General features: G+C 46.0%; 16 protein-coding genes. 15 read left to right on the top strand and 1 reads right to left on the bottom strand.

Annotated features, from left to right (window positions below; all coding sequences use genetic code 11):
• The first annotated feature begins 133 nt into the window (after positions 1-133).
• The 11 genes from smc to AC3WQ3_RS12765 all read left to right on the top strand — a co-directional run bounded on the left by smc (position 134) and on the right by AC3WQ3_RS12765 (position 11,699).
• The gene (gene smc / locus AC3WQ3_RS12815; protein WP_336779609.1) at positions 134-3,709 is read left to right on the top strand and encodes a chromosome segregation protein SMC; all 3,576 of its coding nucleotides are present in this window, start codon (positions 134-136) and stop codon (positions 3,707-3,709) included.
• A 75-nt stretch (positions 3,710-3,784) separates the two neighbouring features.
• Complete coding sequence (ftsY, locus tag AC3WQ3_RS12810; protein ID WP_336779610.1) at positions 3,785-4,798, top strand: signal recognition particle-docking protein FtsY; 1,014 nt, start codon at positions 3,785-3,787, stop codon at positions 4,796-4,798.
• Positions 4,799-4,921: 123 nt separating this feature from the next.
• Complete coding sequence (gene trhA / locus AC3WQ3_RS12805; protein WP_336779611.1) at positions 4,922-5,569, top strand: PAQR family membrane homeostasis protein TrhA; 648 nt, start codon at positions 4,922-4,924, stop codon at positions 5,567-5,569.
• A gap of 227 nt (positions 5,570-5,796) precedes the next feature.
• Complete coding sequence (locus tag AC3WQ3_RS12800; RefSeq protein WP_127536283.1) at positions 5,797-6,147, top strand: putative DNA-binding protein; 351 nt, start codon at positions 5,797-5,799, stop codon at positions 6,145-6,147.
• Between the two features lie 60 nt (positions 6,148-6,207).
• Positions 6,208-7,584 (top strand): signal recognition particle protein, encoded by a 1,377-nt coding sequence (ffh, locus tag AC3WQ3_RS12795; protein WP_024630183.1) that lies wholly within the window; start codon positions 6,208-6,210, stop codon positions 7,582-7,584.
• A gap of 54 nt (positions 7,585-7,638) precedes the next feature.
• On the top strand, positions 7,639-7,911 hold the full coding sequence (gene rpsP, locus AC3WQ3_RS12790) for a 30S ribosomal protein S16 (protein WP_175396091.1): 273 nt from the start codon (positions 7,639-7,641) through the stop codon (positions 7,909-7,911).
• 23 nt (positions 7,912-7,934) lie between these two features.
• Positions 7,935-8,165 (top strand): KH domain-containing protein, encoded by a 231-nt coding sequence (locus AC3WQ3_RS12785; protein WP_024630185.1) that lies wholly within the window; start codon positions 7,935-7,937, stop codon positions 8,163-8,165.
• Positions 8,166-8,414: 249 nt separating this feature from the next.
• Complete coding sequence (rimM, locus tag AC3WQ3_RS12780; RefSeq protein WP_336779612.1) at positions 8,415-8,927, top strand: ribosome maturation factor RimM; 513 nt, start codon at positions 8,415-8,417, stop codon at positions 8,925-8,927.
• Position 8,928: 1 nt separating this feature from the next.
• Positions 8,929-9,702 (top strand): tRNA (guanosine(37)-N1)-methyltransferase TrmD, encoded by a 774-nt coding sequence (gene trmD, locus AC3WQ3_RS12775; RefSeq protein WP_336779613.1) that lies wholly within the window; start codon positions 8,929-8,931, stop codon positions 9,700-9,702.
• 224 nt (positions 9,703-9,926) lie between these two features.
• The gene (locus AC3WQ3_RS12770; RefSeq protein WP_336779614.1) at positions 9,927-10,304 is read left to right on the top strand and encodes a VOC family protein; all 378 of its coding nucleotides are present in this window, start codon (positions 9,927-9,929) and stop codon (positions 10,302-10,304) included.
• Between the two features lie 147 nt (positions 10,305-10,451).
• Positions 10,452-11,699 carry a hypothetical protein gene (locus AC3WQ3_RS12765; protein WP_336780222.1) on the top strand — a complete coding sequence of 416 codons (1,248 nt, stop codon included), beginning with the start codon at positions 10,452-10,454 and terminating at the stop codon, positions 11,697-11,699.
• A 3-nt stretch (positions 11,700-11,702) separates the two neighbouring features.
• On the opposite strand, the gene AC3WQ3_RS12760 is transcribed toward AC3WQ3_RS12765, so the two are convergent.
• A complete protein-coding gene (locus AC3WQ3_RS12760) occupies positions 11,703-12,668 on the bottom strand; it encodes a polysaccharide deacetylase family protein (RefSeq protein WP_492472439.1) in 966 nt (321 codons plus the stop codon).
• A gap of 306 nt (positions 12,669-12,974) precedes the next feature.
• Between AC3WQ3_RS12760 and rplS the strand changes: the two genes are divergently transcribed.
• The 4 genes from rplS to rnhB all read left to right on the top strand — a co-directional run bounded on the left by rplS (position 12,975) and on the right by rnhB (position 16,505).
• On the top strand, positions 12,975-13,316 hold the full coding sequence (gene rplS / locus AC3WQ3_RS12755) for a 50S ribosomal protein L19 (RefSeq protein WP_018883527.1): 342 nt from the start codon (positions 12,975-12,977) through the stop codon (positions 13,314-13,316).
• A 299-nt stretch (positions 13,317-13,615) separates the two neighbouring features.
• Positions 13,616-14,233: a signal peptidase I gene (gene lepB, locus AC3WQ3_RS12750; RefSeq protein ID WP_336779616.1), complete on the top strand. Its 618-nt coding sequence runs from the start codon at positions 13,616-13,618 to the stop codon at positions 14,231-14,233.
• Between the two features lie 162 nt (positions 14,234-14,395).
• On the top strand, positions 14,396-15,259 hold the full coding sequence (gene ylqF / locus AC3WQ3_RS12745; RefSeq protein WP_095287850.1) for a ribosome biogenesis GTPase YlqF: 864 nt from the start codon (positions 14,396-14,398) through the stop codon (positions 15,257-15,259).
• Between the two features lie 547 nt (positions 15,260-15,806).
• Complete coding sequence (rnhB, locus tag AC3WQ3_RS12740) at positions 15,807-16,505, top strand: ribonuclease HII (RefSeq protein WP_221806619.1); 699 nt, start codon at positions 15,807-15,809, stop codon at positions 16,503-16,505.
• Positions 16,506-16,510 lie beyond the last annotated feature (5 nt).

Below are 16,510 nucleotides of genomic sequence, written 5' to 3'. Positions count from 1 at the left end.
GGAAATTATCGGCCGGACTGCTTTTTGCTCTTTTTTTTGTAAAGAGAGGATGGGGAAAAAAGATTCATTCCTAATCCAAGATCAGCGCTGAAGGAGCACATGAAATAAGCAAGAGGAGGTGACGGGATACCCTATGTTTCTGAAACGAATTGAACTGGGTGGATTCAAGTCATTCGCCGACAAAACAGAGATGGAATTCGTTCGCGGCATTACGGCTGTAGTAGGTCCAAACGGAAGTGGCAAGAGTAATATTTCAGACGGGATTCGCTGGGTGCTTGGGGAACAAAGTGCCAAATCACTGCGGGGCGGCAAAATGGAAGACATCATTTTTGCCGGCAGCGATGCAAGAAAAGCCGTCAATTACGGTGAAGTGTCGTTAACGCTGGATAACGAAGATCACGCGCTTGCCCTTGATTTTGGTGAAGTGACAGTGACACGTCGTGTACATCGCAGCGGGGACAGTGAATATTTTATTAACAAGCAGTCCTGTCGGCTAAAAGATATAACGGAATTGTTTATGGATACCGGGATCGGTAAGGAAGCTTACTCCATTATCGGACAGGGTCGTATCGAGGAGATTTTGAGTACTCGTTCTGAAGATCGCAGGGGTATCTTTGAAGAGGCATCCGGTATTGTAAAGTATAAATCCCGTAAACGGGATGCCACACGCAAGCTGGACGAGACGGAGCAGAACTTGCTGCGTATTCACGATTTGGTTACAGAGCTGGAGGACCAGATTGGCCCGCTGAGAGAGCAGTCGGAAAAAGCGATTCACTACAAGGAATTGCGTGGACAGCTCAAATCAAAGGAAATCTCCATGTATGTCTACCAGATCGAACAGATTCATGCGTCCTGGAGCAAGGCGAATGAACGGTTACAGTCGCTAAAAGAAGAAGAAGTTGGTCTTGCCGCCATTGTTTCCACCCATGATGCCAAGCTGGAGAGCGACCGGAATGCACTGCGAATTCTGGAATCGGAGACGGAAGAGCTGCAATCTGCCTTGCTGCAGTTCAGTGAAGCGACGGAGAAAAGTGAAGGTCTTGGAGAATTGCTCAAAGAACGTTCTCGTCATCTGCAAACCAATCATGAGCAGCTCACGGTTACACTTGCTGCGAGTGAAGATCGACATCGGGAACGTGAGGCCGAGCTCCTTGCATTACGCGAGAAGTTTGGCAAGCTGGAGCAGGAACTGGGTGATGTGCGAAACCGTTTGTCTGAAGAAGAGGCGAAGCTCATTGGCGTTACAGGCGGAATCAGTCAGCAGCAGGAAGAAAGCCTTAAGGGTAATTTGCTGGAACTGATGAACCAGATGGCTCAGACGCGCAACGAGATCCGGTACGCCGATCAGCAGAAAGAGTCGCTTGAACGTCGTATGAACCGTGCATCCGAGGAATCCGGCAAGTGGGAAGAGCAGAAGGAAATGCTCGAAGCGCGAAAAGCCGAGATTGAGAAAAAAGTAGTCCGCTTGGGTAAAGAGATCAGTGATTTGCGAGGCGGATATATAACTGAAAGTGAACGACTGCAATCTTTGCAAAAGCTGCTGGAAGAGAGCCGCAGCACGGTTCGAAAATGGGAACAGAAGCGCGAAGCACAGGTATCCCGCCGGGATACGATGAAAGAGATGCAGGATGATTTTGACGGATTTATGCTTGGGGTCAAAGAAGTCCTCAAAGCTTCTCGCAAAGGTACTCTTAGTGGTGTACATGGAGCCGTGGCGGAACTCGTTAAAGTTCCTGAAAAAATCGAATTGGCTGTGGAAACGGCAATGGGTGCTGCACTTCAGCATGTCGTTATGGAAAACGAGTCGGTCTCCAGACAGGCCATTGCATTCCTGAAGCAGCGTCAGCTCGGTAGGGCTACATTCCTGCCGCTTGATGTCATTCGTCCACGTACGGTTGGTTCCAGTGAGCGTTCCATGATTGAAGGCATGGATGGTTTCGTGGGGATTGGTGCTGATCTCGTGCATTTCGATTCCCGTTATGCGAATATCATTGGAAGCCTGCTCGGCAATGTCATCATTGCTGAAACGCTGGAATACGCCAATAAAATTGCGGCACGCTGTCAGTACCGTTTCCGCGTCGTGACCCTTGAAGGTGATGTCGTCAATGCGGGCGGTTCCATGACAGGGGGAAGCCAGCACAAGAAAAATGTAAGTCTACTCAGCCGGAAACGGCAGTTGGATCAACTGGATCAGGATATTTTGGATACCGAAAACCAGATTGTGAAGCTGCACCGCAGTGTTGATGATGTGAAAACCCAGTTGGAACAATGCCAGGACAAGCTGGATGAGCTGCGTCAATCGGGTGATGATACACGAAATGCCGAACAGCAGGCATCGATGGAAATGAAACAGGTCGAGCACGAGCTGCGTCACGTATTGGAACAAGTTGCGGTAGCCGGCCAGGAGAAAAGCGGATTCACCGAAGAAATCAAAGAGATGGATACGGCACGAGAAGCAGCTGTGCAGAAGCTGGAGCAGCTTGAAGAGGAAGAGAAGGCAACTCACCGAGCCATTCATGCTGCAGAGTTTGCCCGCAAAGCGAATGAGTCGGCGAAGGAAGAGCTGCAGAGCCAGTTGACGGAACTGAAAGTCAGAGAGGGTAAGCTGGATCAGGAACGGTTCTCGAATGAGGAGCAGCTGCGCCGATTGGAGCGTGAAGTGGAGTCGCTGGTCAAAGATTTACGTCAAAACCGGACACTGCTGGCTTCGATGGAAGCAGACCTGAAGAAAACGCAGGTGGAGAGCGTTAAACAAATTGAAGATCTGAACCAGTTCAAGCTGAAGAAAACGGAAGCTTCTGAGCAGCTGGATTTTAAGCGTGCTGCACGAAGTGAGCTGTCGAAGAAGCTTGAACTTGCTGAGAGTGAAACGAAGGAACAGCGTACACAGTTAAAAGCGGTAGAAGAACAGATGCGTCAGACGGAAATTTCCGTAAACAGACTTGATGTTGAACTCGAAAACATACTGCGTAAACTGATGGACGACTATGAACTTGGTTATGAGCTTGCGAAAGAGCGATACCCAGTACCTGAAGATGTAGAGAGCACTCAGGCTGAAGTGCAGAAGCTTAAGCGCAGCATCTCAGCTCTGGGAGAAGTCAATCTTGGGGCGATTGAGGAATTCCAGCGGGTTAATGAACGTTACGAGTTCCTGAATGAGCAGAAAAATGATCTGGTGGAAGCTAAAACGACGTTGTATCAAGTCATCCGTGAGATGGAAGATGAGATGGCTAAACGTTTCAAGACAACGTTTGATGCAATCCGCCGTGAGTTCGGTACGGTATTTACCAAGTTATTTGGCGGTGGGCGTGCGGATCTGGTTCTAATGGACCCGGAACGGCTTCTGGAAACCGGAATTGATATCGTTGCCCAGCCACCAGGCAAGAAACTGCAAAACCTGCAGCTCTTATCTGGCGGAGAACGCGCATTAACGGCAATGGCGCTGCTATTCGCCATCCTGCACGTGAAGCCAGTACCGTTCTGTGTGCTGGATGAAGTCGAAGCAGCGCTGGATGAGGCCAACGTGGTACGTTTCGCCCAGTATTTGCGGGAATTCTCCGAACAGACACAGTTTATCGTTGTTACTCACCGGAAGGGCACAATGGAAGAAGCAGATGTATTATACGGTGTCACCATGGAAGAGGGCGGAGTATCGAAGCTCGTTTCGGTTAGACTGGAAGATGAGGAAGCCGAAATAGCCAGTGCTTAAAGAATTCAATCATGCATCAGGAACTTGTTAATTAAATAAACAGCACTAAGATTATGTACACGATGGAGGGGCTTTATGAGTTTCTTTAAGAAGCTGAGAGACAGCATTGCAAGCAAAACGGAGTCGGTAACAAAACAGTTCAAGGATGGACTGGAGAAGACTCGTAAAGGGCTTGTGGAGAAAGTATCCGATCTCGTTATTCGCCGAAAAAAGATCGATGAGGAATTCTATGAGGAACTGGAAGAGATCCTGATTGGAGCGGACGTTGGGGTCAATACCGTCATGAACCTGATTGAAGACCTGCGTGTTGAGGTCAAAAAACGCAAAATCGAAGACGCGGCTGAATTGCAGCCTGTATTGTCTGAGAAATTGACAGATCTCCTGCGCGGTGAACAAAATAACGAATTGAAGATGAACCCGGATGGCATTACCGTTATTCTGTTTGTCGGTGTCAACGGCGTAGGTAAAACAACAACGATCGGCAAGCTGGCACATCGTTTCAAACAGCAGGGCAAAAAAGTCATTATGGCTGCTGGTGATACCTTCCGTGCCGGTGCAATTGAGCAGCTTGAGGTATGGGGACAGCGTGCCGGCGTTGAAGTCATCAAGCAGCAGGCGGGATCAGATCCCGCTGCGGTTATGTATGATGCTGTGCAAGCAGCGAAACAGCGTGGAGCAGATGTTTTGCTTTGCGATACGGCAGGTCGTCTGCAGAACAAATCCAATCTCATGGAGGAGCTTAACAAGATCTATCGTGTTATTCAGCGTGAAATCCCGGAAGCTCCACATGAAGTATTGATGGTTCTCGACGCGACAACTGGACAAAATGCATTGAATCAGGCCAAACTGTTTGGGGAGAAAAGCGGCGTGACTGGACTCGTACTGACGAAGCTGGATGGTACGGCGAAAGGTGGTATTGTCGTTGCCATTCGTCAGGAACTGGATCTGCCAGTGAAGATGGTAGGTCTTGGTGAGAAAATTGACGATCTGCAGCCATTCGATTCCGAGCAATTTGTACATGCCTTGTTTGCTGGATTAATTCAGGAGCAGCCAGCTCAAGGGACAGAGGAAGAAGAAGCGAATACCTAAAAATTGATAAAATGATAAGCCCTATTGCCGTTGATGAGCGTGTACATACATGTTAAGTCACCGGCAATAGATGTATAATGGAAGAATGTAGATATCTTAATAGGGTTAGAAAGGACGGTTGATATGGCCAATACCTATACCTATTCCCGCCGTGAAGAAGTCGCTAATGCAGTGACTCATGGAATCGGCGCTGTGCTCAGTGTAGCTGCACTGGTGCTGTTGATTGTTTTTTCGAGTATGAAAGGTACAGTCTGGCATGTCGTCAGTTTCACGATCTATGGGATCACGATGCTGCTTCTTTATACGAATTCGACAATGGTCCATGCATTGAAAGAAGGCAAGGTCAAGGATCTGTTCGAGTTTTTTGACCATTCCTCGATCTATTTGTTTATTGCAGGTACGTACACCCCGTTCTTGTTTGTAGCTGTTCGCGGCACGCTCGGATGGAGTCTGTTCGGAGTTATCTGGGGCATTGCAATCGCAGGAGTGATTTTCAAAGCCTTCTTTACGAAAAAGTTCCTGTTTATGTCCACGATCTTCTACATTGCCATGGGCTGGCTTATCGTCATTGCCTGGCAGCCGCTCGTTGCGGCAATCCCTTCAGGAGGAATAGTCCTCTTGGTTGCAGGTGGTCTGATGTATACACTTGGGACACTATTTTATGTATGGCGCGGCTTTCCATACCATCATGCGATCTGGCATGTATTTGTGCTCGCAGGCAGTGTTCTTCATTTCTTTGCCGTTCTGTTGTACCTTACGCCTCTTAGATAGGAACGTAAAAACGAATCGACTTCTTAACGAAGACGTATTCGTTTTTTGTTAGTTTTGGGGGTGCTTGATTGGAAGAAAAACAGCCGCAAATTAATGTTTTGGATGCTTCAACTACATGTTTTTTTCGTGACAAGTATTTTTGCTTGACATCCTGATTTGTTTTCGGTATTATTAGGAACGTTGCAAGAGTGTAAAGTGTTTTTCCTTGACGAAGGGAGTGCCCCGATATGAGTCAAGAAAACCGGCTTGAGAAGACAAACCGGATTAACTTGCTGTTTGCTTTCTATGAGCGTTTGCTTACTGAGAAACAGCAAACATTTCTGAAATATTACTTTCATGATGATTTCTCGCTTGGTGAAATTGCAGCCGAGTTTGAGATCAGCCGCCAGGCGGTATATGAGCATATCAAGCGTGCTGAGCAGGTGCTGGAAAATTACGAAAGCAAGCTTGGCTTGCTGGAGAAGCACGAACGACGCAGCCGCAATCTTGAAGAATTGCAAAATGCACTGGAACGCGCAGGCGTCTCCATTCATAACAACAAACAAATAAACGATATTGTTCACCAGCTCCGGGAATGAGGAAATGGGACGGAACGTATCGGTTCTAAAAACAGTATTACAGCTTAAGGAGGTGGGATCATGGCATTTGAAGGATTAACGACCCGATTGCAGAATGTGTTCAGCAAGCTGCGCGGCAAAGGCAAGGTATCGGATGAAGATGTTGCCGAAGCTATGCGTGAGGTACGTCTGGCATTGCTCGAAGCGGATGTAAACTTCAAAGTGGTCAAGGAATTCATCGCCAAGGTGAAAGAGAAAGCTGTCGGCAAGGAAGTTATGGAAAGCTTCACGCCAGGCATGGTAATCATCGACATCGTTAACAAGGAACTGACGGACTTGATGGGTGGAAGCCAGTCGAAACTGGCTAAAGCAAACAAGCCGCCTACGGTGCTGATGATGGTAGGTTTGCAGGGTGCTGGTAAAACCACGACATCCGGTAAGCTGGCTAAAATGCTGCAGAAGCAAAACAGCCGACCATTGCTGGTCGCGGGTGATATTTATCGTCCGGCAGCCATTAAGCAATTGCAAGTACTGGGTGAGCAGATCAAAGCTCCAGTGTTTACATTGGGAGATCAGACAAGCCCGGTGGAGATCGCACGTCAGGGTCTGCAGCATGCTAAGGATAACGGCAATGACTATGTCATTATCGATACCGCGGGACGTTTGCATGTAGATGAGGAACTGATGGAAGAGCTACGCCAGATTCACAGCGTAGTGAATCCGGACGAAGTCCTGCTTGTGGTCGACAGCATGACCGGTCAGGATGCCGTTAATGTGGCAGAACACTTTAACCAGCAGCTTGACTTGACCGGAGTTGTTTTGACCAAACTGGATGGGGATACACGCGGTGGTGCTGCCCTTTCGGTAAAAGCAGTGACCGGCTGCCCAATCAAGTTTGCGTCACTTGGCGAGAAGCTTGATGCTCTTGAGCCTTTCCATCCGGAACGAATGGCTTCACGGATCCTCGGCATGGGGGATATGCTTTCCCTGATTGAGAAGGCACAATCCAACATTGATACCGAAAAAGCCAAGGAAATGGAACGTAAAATGCGTAATGCAGAATTTACGTTTGAGGATTTCCTGGAGCAAATGGATCAGGTGAAGAAGCTGGGCCCAATCGATCAGATTATGGATATGATTCCCGGCATGGGCAAGATGAAGCAAGCCAAGGACTTGAAAGTGGATGACAAGCAGATGGGCCGGATCGAGGCGATTGTGTACTCCATGACCACAGAGGAGAAGCGCAACCCGGATATGATCAACCATAGCCGTCGGAAACGGATTGCTACAGGTAGCGGTACATCTCTGGCTGAGGTTAACCGTCTTATCAAGCAGTTTGATGAAATGCGTCGCATGATGAAACAGTTCTCGGATATGATGGGACCTAAAGGCGGCAAAAACAAGGCAATGAAGCAGCTGAAGGGTCTTGGCAAAGGAATGAAGTTTCCTTTCCGTTGATTGCAAGGGTTGCTGAGGAATATACAGATTTCATTGAAGGAGGTGAATTTTCAAATGGCAGTTCGTATTCGTCTGAAACGTATGGGTGCTCACAAAGCTCCTTTCTACCGCGTAGTGGTATCGGATTCCCGTTCCCCACGTGACGGTCGTTTTATCGAGGAGATCGGTTACTACAACCCGGTTGAACAACCGGCTGTTGTTAAGATCGATGAAGATAAAGCATTGCAATGGCTTCAAAACGGTGCGCAAGCATCCGACACTGTCCGCAACTTGCTGAGCAAAGCGGGCGTGATGAAGAAGTTCCACGAGTCTAAACAAGCAAAATAAGGTGCTGATTCGGAGGGTCATCTATGGAAGAATTAGTAAGCATAATTGCTAAGGCTTTGGTCGATCATCCGGAAGATGTGGCGGTTCGGACGGTTGAGAAAGACCGGCTTGTCGTTTACGAGTTAACTGTTCATCCTGACGATGTCGGGAAGGTTATTGGTAAGCAAGGGCGAATCGCAAAATCTCTTCGTACGGTCGTCACATCAGCAGCAGTTAAGATGGATAAACGGGTTACCGTCGATATCATATCTTAAAGATATACGAAAGGGGGTTAGGATGCATGTCCTAGCCCCTTTTCGTGCATGCTGAAACTTAAATACTATGATTGACTAGCTCGTCAAATATCAATAGCGCTCGCGCTTGCCTTAATCACTGAATTTTGACCTTTGAATAATGAAATTTATATTTAGAGGATAACAGCGATCGAATAACGATCTATAACCGGAACGATCGTAAGAAAATCATGACTATGAACAATATTGAATGAAATGCAGGAGGAACGTATGGCAGAGTTTATGAATGTAGGTAAAATCGTCAATACACACGGAATTCGTGGTGAGTTGAAAATCATGCCTTTAACCGATTTCCCGGAAGTGCGTTTTGCGAAAAATGCGGAGCTGTATTTGTTTACACCCGATAACCACCCTGTGCTGGTTCATGTTGAATCGGCACGATTGCATAAAAATATGTATATCGTTCGATTGAAGGAATACGGAAATATTAATGAAGTGGAAAAGTTCAAAGGCGGCATAGCCAAAGTCTCCAAAGAGAACTTGGCTGAGCTGGAGGAAAATGAGTATTACTTCCACCAAATCGTTGGATGTACTGTTGTGACAGAAGAAGGTGAGAACCTTGGAACAATCTCCGAGATTCTGACGCCTGGAGCCAACGATGTATGGGTTGTTAAAACGGCGGCAGGCAAGGAAATTCTGTTACCCGTTATTGATGATGTTGTGCTTGATGTCGATGTGAATGAGAAAATGGTTAAGGTTCATCTGATGGAAGGATTGCTCTAATATGAGAGTAGATGTACTAACGTTATTTCCAGAAATGTTCGAAGGTGTATTCGGGACAAGCATCCTTGGCAAAGCTCAGACGAAGGGGCTCGTGTCACTGAATGCAGTAAACTTCCGTAACTATGCTACGAATAAACATAATACGGTTGATGATACACCTTATGGTGGAGGCGGAGGGATGGTATTAAAGCCTGATCCGATCTTTGCTGCTGTGGAGGATGTCCTTGATAAACGCAGTAAAGAGTCAGCAGCAGCATCGAGCAAACCTCCTCGCATCATTCTAATGTGTCCGCAAGGTGAGACGTTTACACAGAAAAAAGCAGAAGAACTGGTACAAGAAGATCATCTGATTTTTATCTGTGGACATTATGAAGGATATGATGAGCGTATTCGCGAATTTCTCGTCACCGATGAATTATCCATTGGGGATTATGTATTAACCGGAGGTGAGCTGCCTGCAATGGTTGCCATTGACAGTGTTGCTCGTTTGATCCCGGGTGTACTCGGAAACGAGACGAGTGCTGTGACGGATTCGTTCAGCACAGGGCTCCTCGAATATCCGCATTATACACGACCGCCTGAATTCAGAGGCATGAAGGTACCAGACGTGCTGTTATCTGGACATCATCTGAATATTGATGCATGGCGCAGAGAACAATCTCTGATTCGTACGTTGGAGCGCAGACCGGATATGCTGGATACTGCTGAATTGACCGAAAAAGAACGGATATGGCTCGATAAACTTCGATCTGAGATGGAACGGACTTCCGAGTAGCGGCAAATATTTTATGATTGCATGGTAAGTAGCGAAGTGATGATTACAAAACATACAGGCCACCCTTTAGGTAACGAGGTTGGTCTTTTTTTGTTGTTGTGGAAAGGTATGCTGGAACTTTTTAATGATTGAAAATGTAAAAAGATGGATTAAATAAGCAAACTATTATAAAATGTAATTATGAAACGTTGTTTCATTAAATGAAACGAAGAGGGGGTACTGAAATGAATTATAACTTTTATGGTCTTGATCATGTCCAACTTGCGGCACCAGAAGGATGCGAAGCGGAAGCACGGAGATTTTTTCATAACCTTATGGGATGGAACGAAATTCCGAAACCTGAAGCTTTAAAAAAACGTGGTGGCGTATGGTTTCTATGTGGAACTCATCAGGTTCATATTGGAGTACAAAAAGATTTTGTGCCCGCTACCAAAGCTCATCCAGCATTTCACGTTCAGAACCTAGACTTACTTAAGGAACATTTAAGCGGCAAACAGGTTCATATCATAGATGATGAAGCGAGAACGGATGAAGGAGTAAAACGCTTCTATGTTCACGATCCTTTTGGCAATAGGCTCGAGTTTTTGGAATGGATTAAATAAGAACAGGCAGCGTTCATAACAGCACGGTTATATAATGTGAATGTTTATTTTTTAGGAATTCAGAACAAGAGCTATCAAAAATAGATGAGATCTTTGTGTTAAATTTAGGGTGAGCAATCTATAACGATTAAACGGAGGAGGAAGATGATGTATCATCAGCCTTACGAGATCGGCAGAATAGATATAAGTAAAGCCGGGGAACGATGCAAAATGCTTCTTGGGGATCTGAATGGAGATGGACGATTAGAGATGCTGCTGGTTCAAGCTGACGGCGGAATCGATGACCGTTATGTTCCGCATCAGGTATCCTGTCTGACGGCATATGATCTGGATGGAGAGCTCCTCTGGCAAGTGGGAAAACCTGATCCGGATGCTGGTGGTCCTGGATCGGATTACCCCGCTCAAATTGCGGATTGGGATGGAGACGGGAACAAAGAAGTTATTTGTATTATGGGTAAGCAGTTTTTGATTTTGGACGGGAAAACCGGAGATATTAAAAGCACACATTCTTTACCAGGTGACGAGGCACATGACTGCATTATTCTTGCAAATCTGACCGGAGATGAACAGAAGCTGGATGTCCTACTCAAAGATCGGTATAAAACCTTATGGGCCCTTGATCATGATTTCAATCTTCTATGGAAGCACGAAGGCAATGTAGGACATTTCCCATGGGTATACGATATCGATGAAGATGGGAAGGATGAGGTTATGGCAGGCTATGACATGCTTGATCATGACGGGACCTTGCTATGGTCTTGCACTGATCTGGACGATCATGCCGATTGTATCTGGTTTGGAGATGTGAACGGAGATGGTCAGATTGAAATAGTTATCGGCGGCAGTGTAACGGTAATGATGGACCGTTACGGCCATGAGATATGGCGCTATGCCGATTCTATTGAATCGCAGCACATCGCCTTAGGGGAGTTTTGCGACGGGCTGCCCGGTTTGCAGATCGCTGGTCTTGATCGTATCATCCGCGGTGATGAGCATGGTAAAGACGGAATGTTTTTGCTGGATTGCGAGGGTAAAGAACTCTGGAAAGAAGATCGCACTACACGTGGCTGGCTAACGATTATAGAACCTGTAGGGGACTGGGATGACAGTGGACTGGATTATATATTGGCTTATCGCAGAGGCGGAGGGGTACTGCCTTCTTTGGTCGATGGACAGATGCAAACGATTGCAGTATTCGGAAAAGAAGGATATGCCGTACATGCGGATCTCTGTCAGACCGGGAAGGAACAGATCATCATCTACGACACGACTGAAGCTGTCCTGTATTCCAGCTCCAAGATTGAACTGACCCCATGGACATCCAAAAAAGCCGAGCCGCAGTCCAAAAGACTGTACAGCTCGACTCTATATCCTGGCGGAGAAGTGTTGATTTAACTTCTACTGACTAATGTCGACCAAAGGGAGTATATCCGGCTGATCTGCCTCTGGGTTAAGCAATTTGGCTAAATCCGTTCCGGTCGTCACCGTTAGTCTTGGGAGCTTCATCGGGTTATCTCCCGGACGAACAAAACCCGAGCGAACCGAGAACGCCATGCGATACCCATTTTGCTGCAGCTGATAAATCATCTGCGTGCTGGTGTAACCGAAAGGATATGCCAAATATGGCGTGTCGATTCCCTTTTCCTTCATCATCCTGATATCATCGCTCAGCAGGCTTGTATCAAGTCCTACAGGCACGCTCTCACCGCAGCGCATAAACCCCTTGTGATGCAAGTTATAGGTGTGGCTGTTAAACTCAAATACATCTGCTGCAGCCTTCATCTCCGGTTCGGAGATAAACGTTTTTTTGGCGGGATCAAAATCAGCTGGCTGATCCTGAATCTTGCTGCCGATGACAAAGAGAGAAGCATGAAAATTATATTTTTTGAGCACGGGATAGGCAAGTGTATAATTGTTCTGATATCCGTCATCAAAAGTGATGACAATAGACTTCTTGGGTAGTGAGATCAGACCATTCACATAGTCTTCCAGCTGCTCCAATGTAATCGTATGGTACCCTTCGTCATGCAAGTACTTCATATTATCTTCGAAATCCTCAAGATTAATAATGGACTTGTTTCCTGTTTCGTGATTATTCACTTTGGGCTGTATGTAATGATACATGAGTACAGGAACTTCCGTAGCTGTACCAGGCGCAACTTGAAAGGTAGCCAGATTCAGACCGGTCTTGCTAGAGTAGTCCGTGTGTGACATCAGGAACGCTTTACGCTTGACCATGTCCCAGGAAGTGCATGCTTTGTGTGATAGTGCATTTGTCGGATGATTAACAGCATAGGCATATAGCGTAATGATGCAAGTGACTACAGCTAGTGAGGCAAGGGTAAATCTTTTCCAATGTTTCATAGTTCGGTTGTTTCTCCTTATATAATTTCATTTCTTAGTGCAATTCAGACAGGTATTCAGTAATCTACCAAGCTATATATAGACGAACATTCTTGACAGAAAGTTACATTATTTTTTCCGTAATGTGGTTGACTTCGGTTGGAAGATTTGTTTGTGATATTATGTTTATTTCTCCTTGTGTTTTGATATATGGCATGGTACAATAATTCTGTTGTGTGGAATACGGCGGTCCTCTATGGATAATGAAGGAGACAGGGTGTTCTCCGGAAGAAGTATGAACGCCTGTACGGAAGGAGGGAGTCATAGATGAATATCGTTCAAGCGATTACTCAAGAACAACTTCGCAAAGATATTCCGAGTTTTCGTCCTGGTGACACTTTGAAAGTGCACGTTAAGGTTATCGAGGGAACTCGTGAGCGTATCCAATTGTTCGAAGGTGTTGTGATCAAGCGCCGTGGTGGTGGAATCAGTGAGACTTTTACAGTTCGTAAAATTTCTTACGGTGTAGGTGTGGAAAGAACTTTCCCGCTTCATTCCCCTAAAATCGATAAAATCGATGTGGCTCGCCGTGGTAAAGTGCGTCGTGCGAAGCTTTATTATCTTCGTGAACTACGCGGTAAAGCAGCGAGAATTAAAGAAATTCGTTAATATAACGGATACCGGAGAGGGCTTGGAGACAAGCCCTTTTCGTTTTTGTCCGGGAAAAGTTGAACCGGAGGTACACTTCCGAGTAAAATGGTATGGCGGCACACGCGTGAGAGTCCGGGAGGCTTGTGTAATCAGTTAGAGCATATGTAATATGCGGATCATTTGTACTAAAATGAAATGCTCGTGTAGAAGTACATAACTGATATGAGAATTTTGCATGAATTCAATGAAATGAATGATGTGAAAAGCTGGATGTGTAAACTGCTATAACATGTACCGTGAAGAGAGGAAGATCAATAATGGAACAGGAAGTTCAACACCAGGACAATTCTGCCGAAGACAAGGGCAGTCGATCCAAAAAAGCCAAAAATGAGATTGTCGAATGGCTCAAAGCGATTGTGATTGCATTGGTGCTCGTTATTTTAATTCGATGGTTATTATTCAAACCGTTTGTCGTGGACGGACCTTCCATGCAGCCGAATTTCCATACAGGTGAACGTGTCATCGTGAATGAAATCCTGTACGATATCCGGGAACCACAGCGCGGAGAGGTTATCGTATTCCATGTTCCTTCTGAGGGACGTGATTTCATCAAACGTGTCATTGCTGTAGCGGGTGATACTGTGCAGGTGAGTGGGGATACGGTTATGGTAAACGGGGAGAAAGTGAATGAGACCTACATTCAGGGAGCGATTGACGCAGCCGAAGCGAATGGCGGAACCTATAATGTGAAGGACTTCCCGAATGAGCAATTCCCGGATGGCAAGGTACCGGAAGGCCATGTGTTTGTAATGGGCGACAATCGTCCGAACAGTACGGATAGCCGAATGATTGGATACGTGTCTCTAGAAGATATCGTAGGACGTGCAGATGTTATTTTCTGGCCGATCGGTGATATCAAGTGGATTAACCACTAATCAAGTTCAGGATATATAAGCTAAATATATCGTTTACTCCATACCAGAGAGGGCAAAATAAGAACGGGGATACCCGTGACCGGAAACGTGTTTTGCCAATGAAGGGACCAAGTGAATTGTAGCTTTAGCTTATATATCATTAAATAATGAGGTGAAGACAAGGTGACGATACAATGGTTTCCAGGTCACATGACCCGGGCCAGACGCCAGATTCAGGATAAGTTAAAGCTGATTGACGTGGTCATCGAACTGCTGGATGCCCGTCTGCCTGTCTCCAGCCGAAATCCGATGATTGATGAAATTTTACAGGGTAAGCCTCGCATGATTTTGTTAAACAAGTCTGATCTTGCGGATGCCAAGGTGACACAGGAATGGATTGCCCATTTCAAAAATGAAGGAATTACTGCGTTTCCTGTGGATGCATCCACAGGTACTAACGTAAAAGATATTCCGGCACAGGCCCGGTTGCTGCTCAAAGAGAAAATTGACCGTCAGCTGGCAAAGGGTATTAACCCGCGTGCCGTTCGTGCACTTATTGTTGGTATTCCCAACGTTGGGAAATCCACATTGATTAACCGGCTTGCTGGGCGAAATATTGCTGCGACGGGAGATCGACCTGGTGTAACGAAGGGTCAACAATGGATTAAAGTAGGCAAAGAGATGGAACTGCTCGATACGCCAGGTATTTTGTGGCCCAAATTCGAGGACCAGAATGTAGGTTATCGGCTTGCGGTCACAGGAGCCATCAAGGAAGAGATCCTCAATGCAGAGGATATCGCCTTCTTTGCAATTAGCTACCTGATGCGCTACTACTGGGATGCTCTGGAGGAACGCTATGAGCTTCAGGAGTTCTCCAAGGATGCAGATGATTCGGATAGCGTTATAGCCATCATGGAACAGGTTGGCCGTAAACGGGGCTGTATTGTTAGTGGTGGACGTGTGGACCTGGAAAAAGCATCGCGTGCTTTTCTGCGTGAATTGCGTGCAGGCAAGATGGGACGCTTCTCTATGGAAGCTCCATATTAAAACGGATTTGCATATTGCAATAGTGAGCCGAAAGAAGCGGCCGTTACCGGATTACCGGGAGCGGTCGCTTTTTCATTTTAGAAAAAAATAAGGAGCTTATGATAGAGCAGCGAATATAAAACAGGAATGAAAGATGACCACAAATAGGAAAGGATGAGATTGTCTTGTGTATATATCTGAGGTATAAAAATCGTGCTATGATGAGAGTTCAGGCAATTGGCCTGGTTGACCACAGGATATCTTCAATTTAAATCTTCAGATACCGATAAATGAAGAAACCAACTCTTATTATCATATGTGCATATCAGGGTGCTAATGAAGACGAAGTAATTTTTTGCTAATCTGAAAAACAAAGAGCTAGGATCTGCGTCTATAACAGAGTACCAAGTTCAGGGTGTGATCAAGAGAGTAAGTGATTTACTTGGACTAACATATTAGGGTGTGAAAAAAATGTAGGGCTTCCCCAACCGTGCTCAGGGAATAGAGACATTGATGACTTATAGAGAGAAACATGTTAAAGCTTGCGTGGGTAGAGGAGATGAAAGCAATGACTGAACATAATGAAATGAATGAACTGATACCAATGGAACCTTCTGAATCTAAGAAGAAAAAAGCAGAGATTGAACCTCGTGATCTGCTGATTCATGAGAGGGAGTATTGGGAGAGTGGTTTTGAGCGAATTGCAGGAATTGATGAGGTGGGCAGGGGATGTCTATTCGGAGATGTAGTGGCTGCTGCTGTCATATTGCCTCGTGATCTGATACTGGAAGGTGTTAATGATTCCAAAAAACTAACAGAGAAGAAGCGTGAAGCTCTGTATGACGTTATTATGGAAAAGGCTTTGTCCGTAGGTGTTGGTTTTGCGGATGCAGAAACAATTGATCGTCTCAATATTAAACAGGCCACCAGACTTGCAATGAAGCGTGCCGTGGAGGCCCTGGATGGTGTACCTGACTATCTATTGGTTGATGCCGAAAAAGTGGACGTAAATGTACCTCAGATCTCCATCATCAAAGGCGATGCCAACAGCCAGTCCATCGCAGCAGCATCCATCATTGCGAAGGTAACCCGCGATCGGCTCTGCAAGGAGGAATGGGAGACGTTATATCCAGAGTATGGTCTGTCGATACATAAGGGATATGCAACAAAGTTTCATCGCGAACAGATCATGGCTCTTGGAGCCACGCCGATGCACAGGCGGAGTTTTCTCGGCAATCTGCTCGGCGAGCAGCATACTTTATTTTAACCAAA

The sequence above is a fragment of the Paenibacillus sp. FW104-T2 genome, assembly GCF_058789975.1.
The sequence above is the reverse complement of the archived record's forward strand: the minus strand, read 5'-3'. Positions and strand labels throughout refer to the sequence as shown.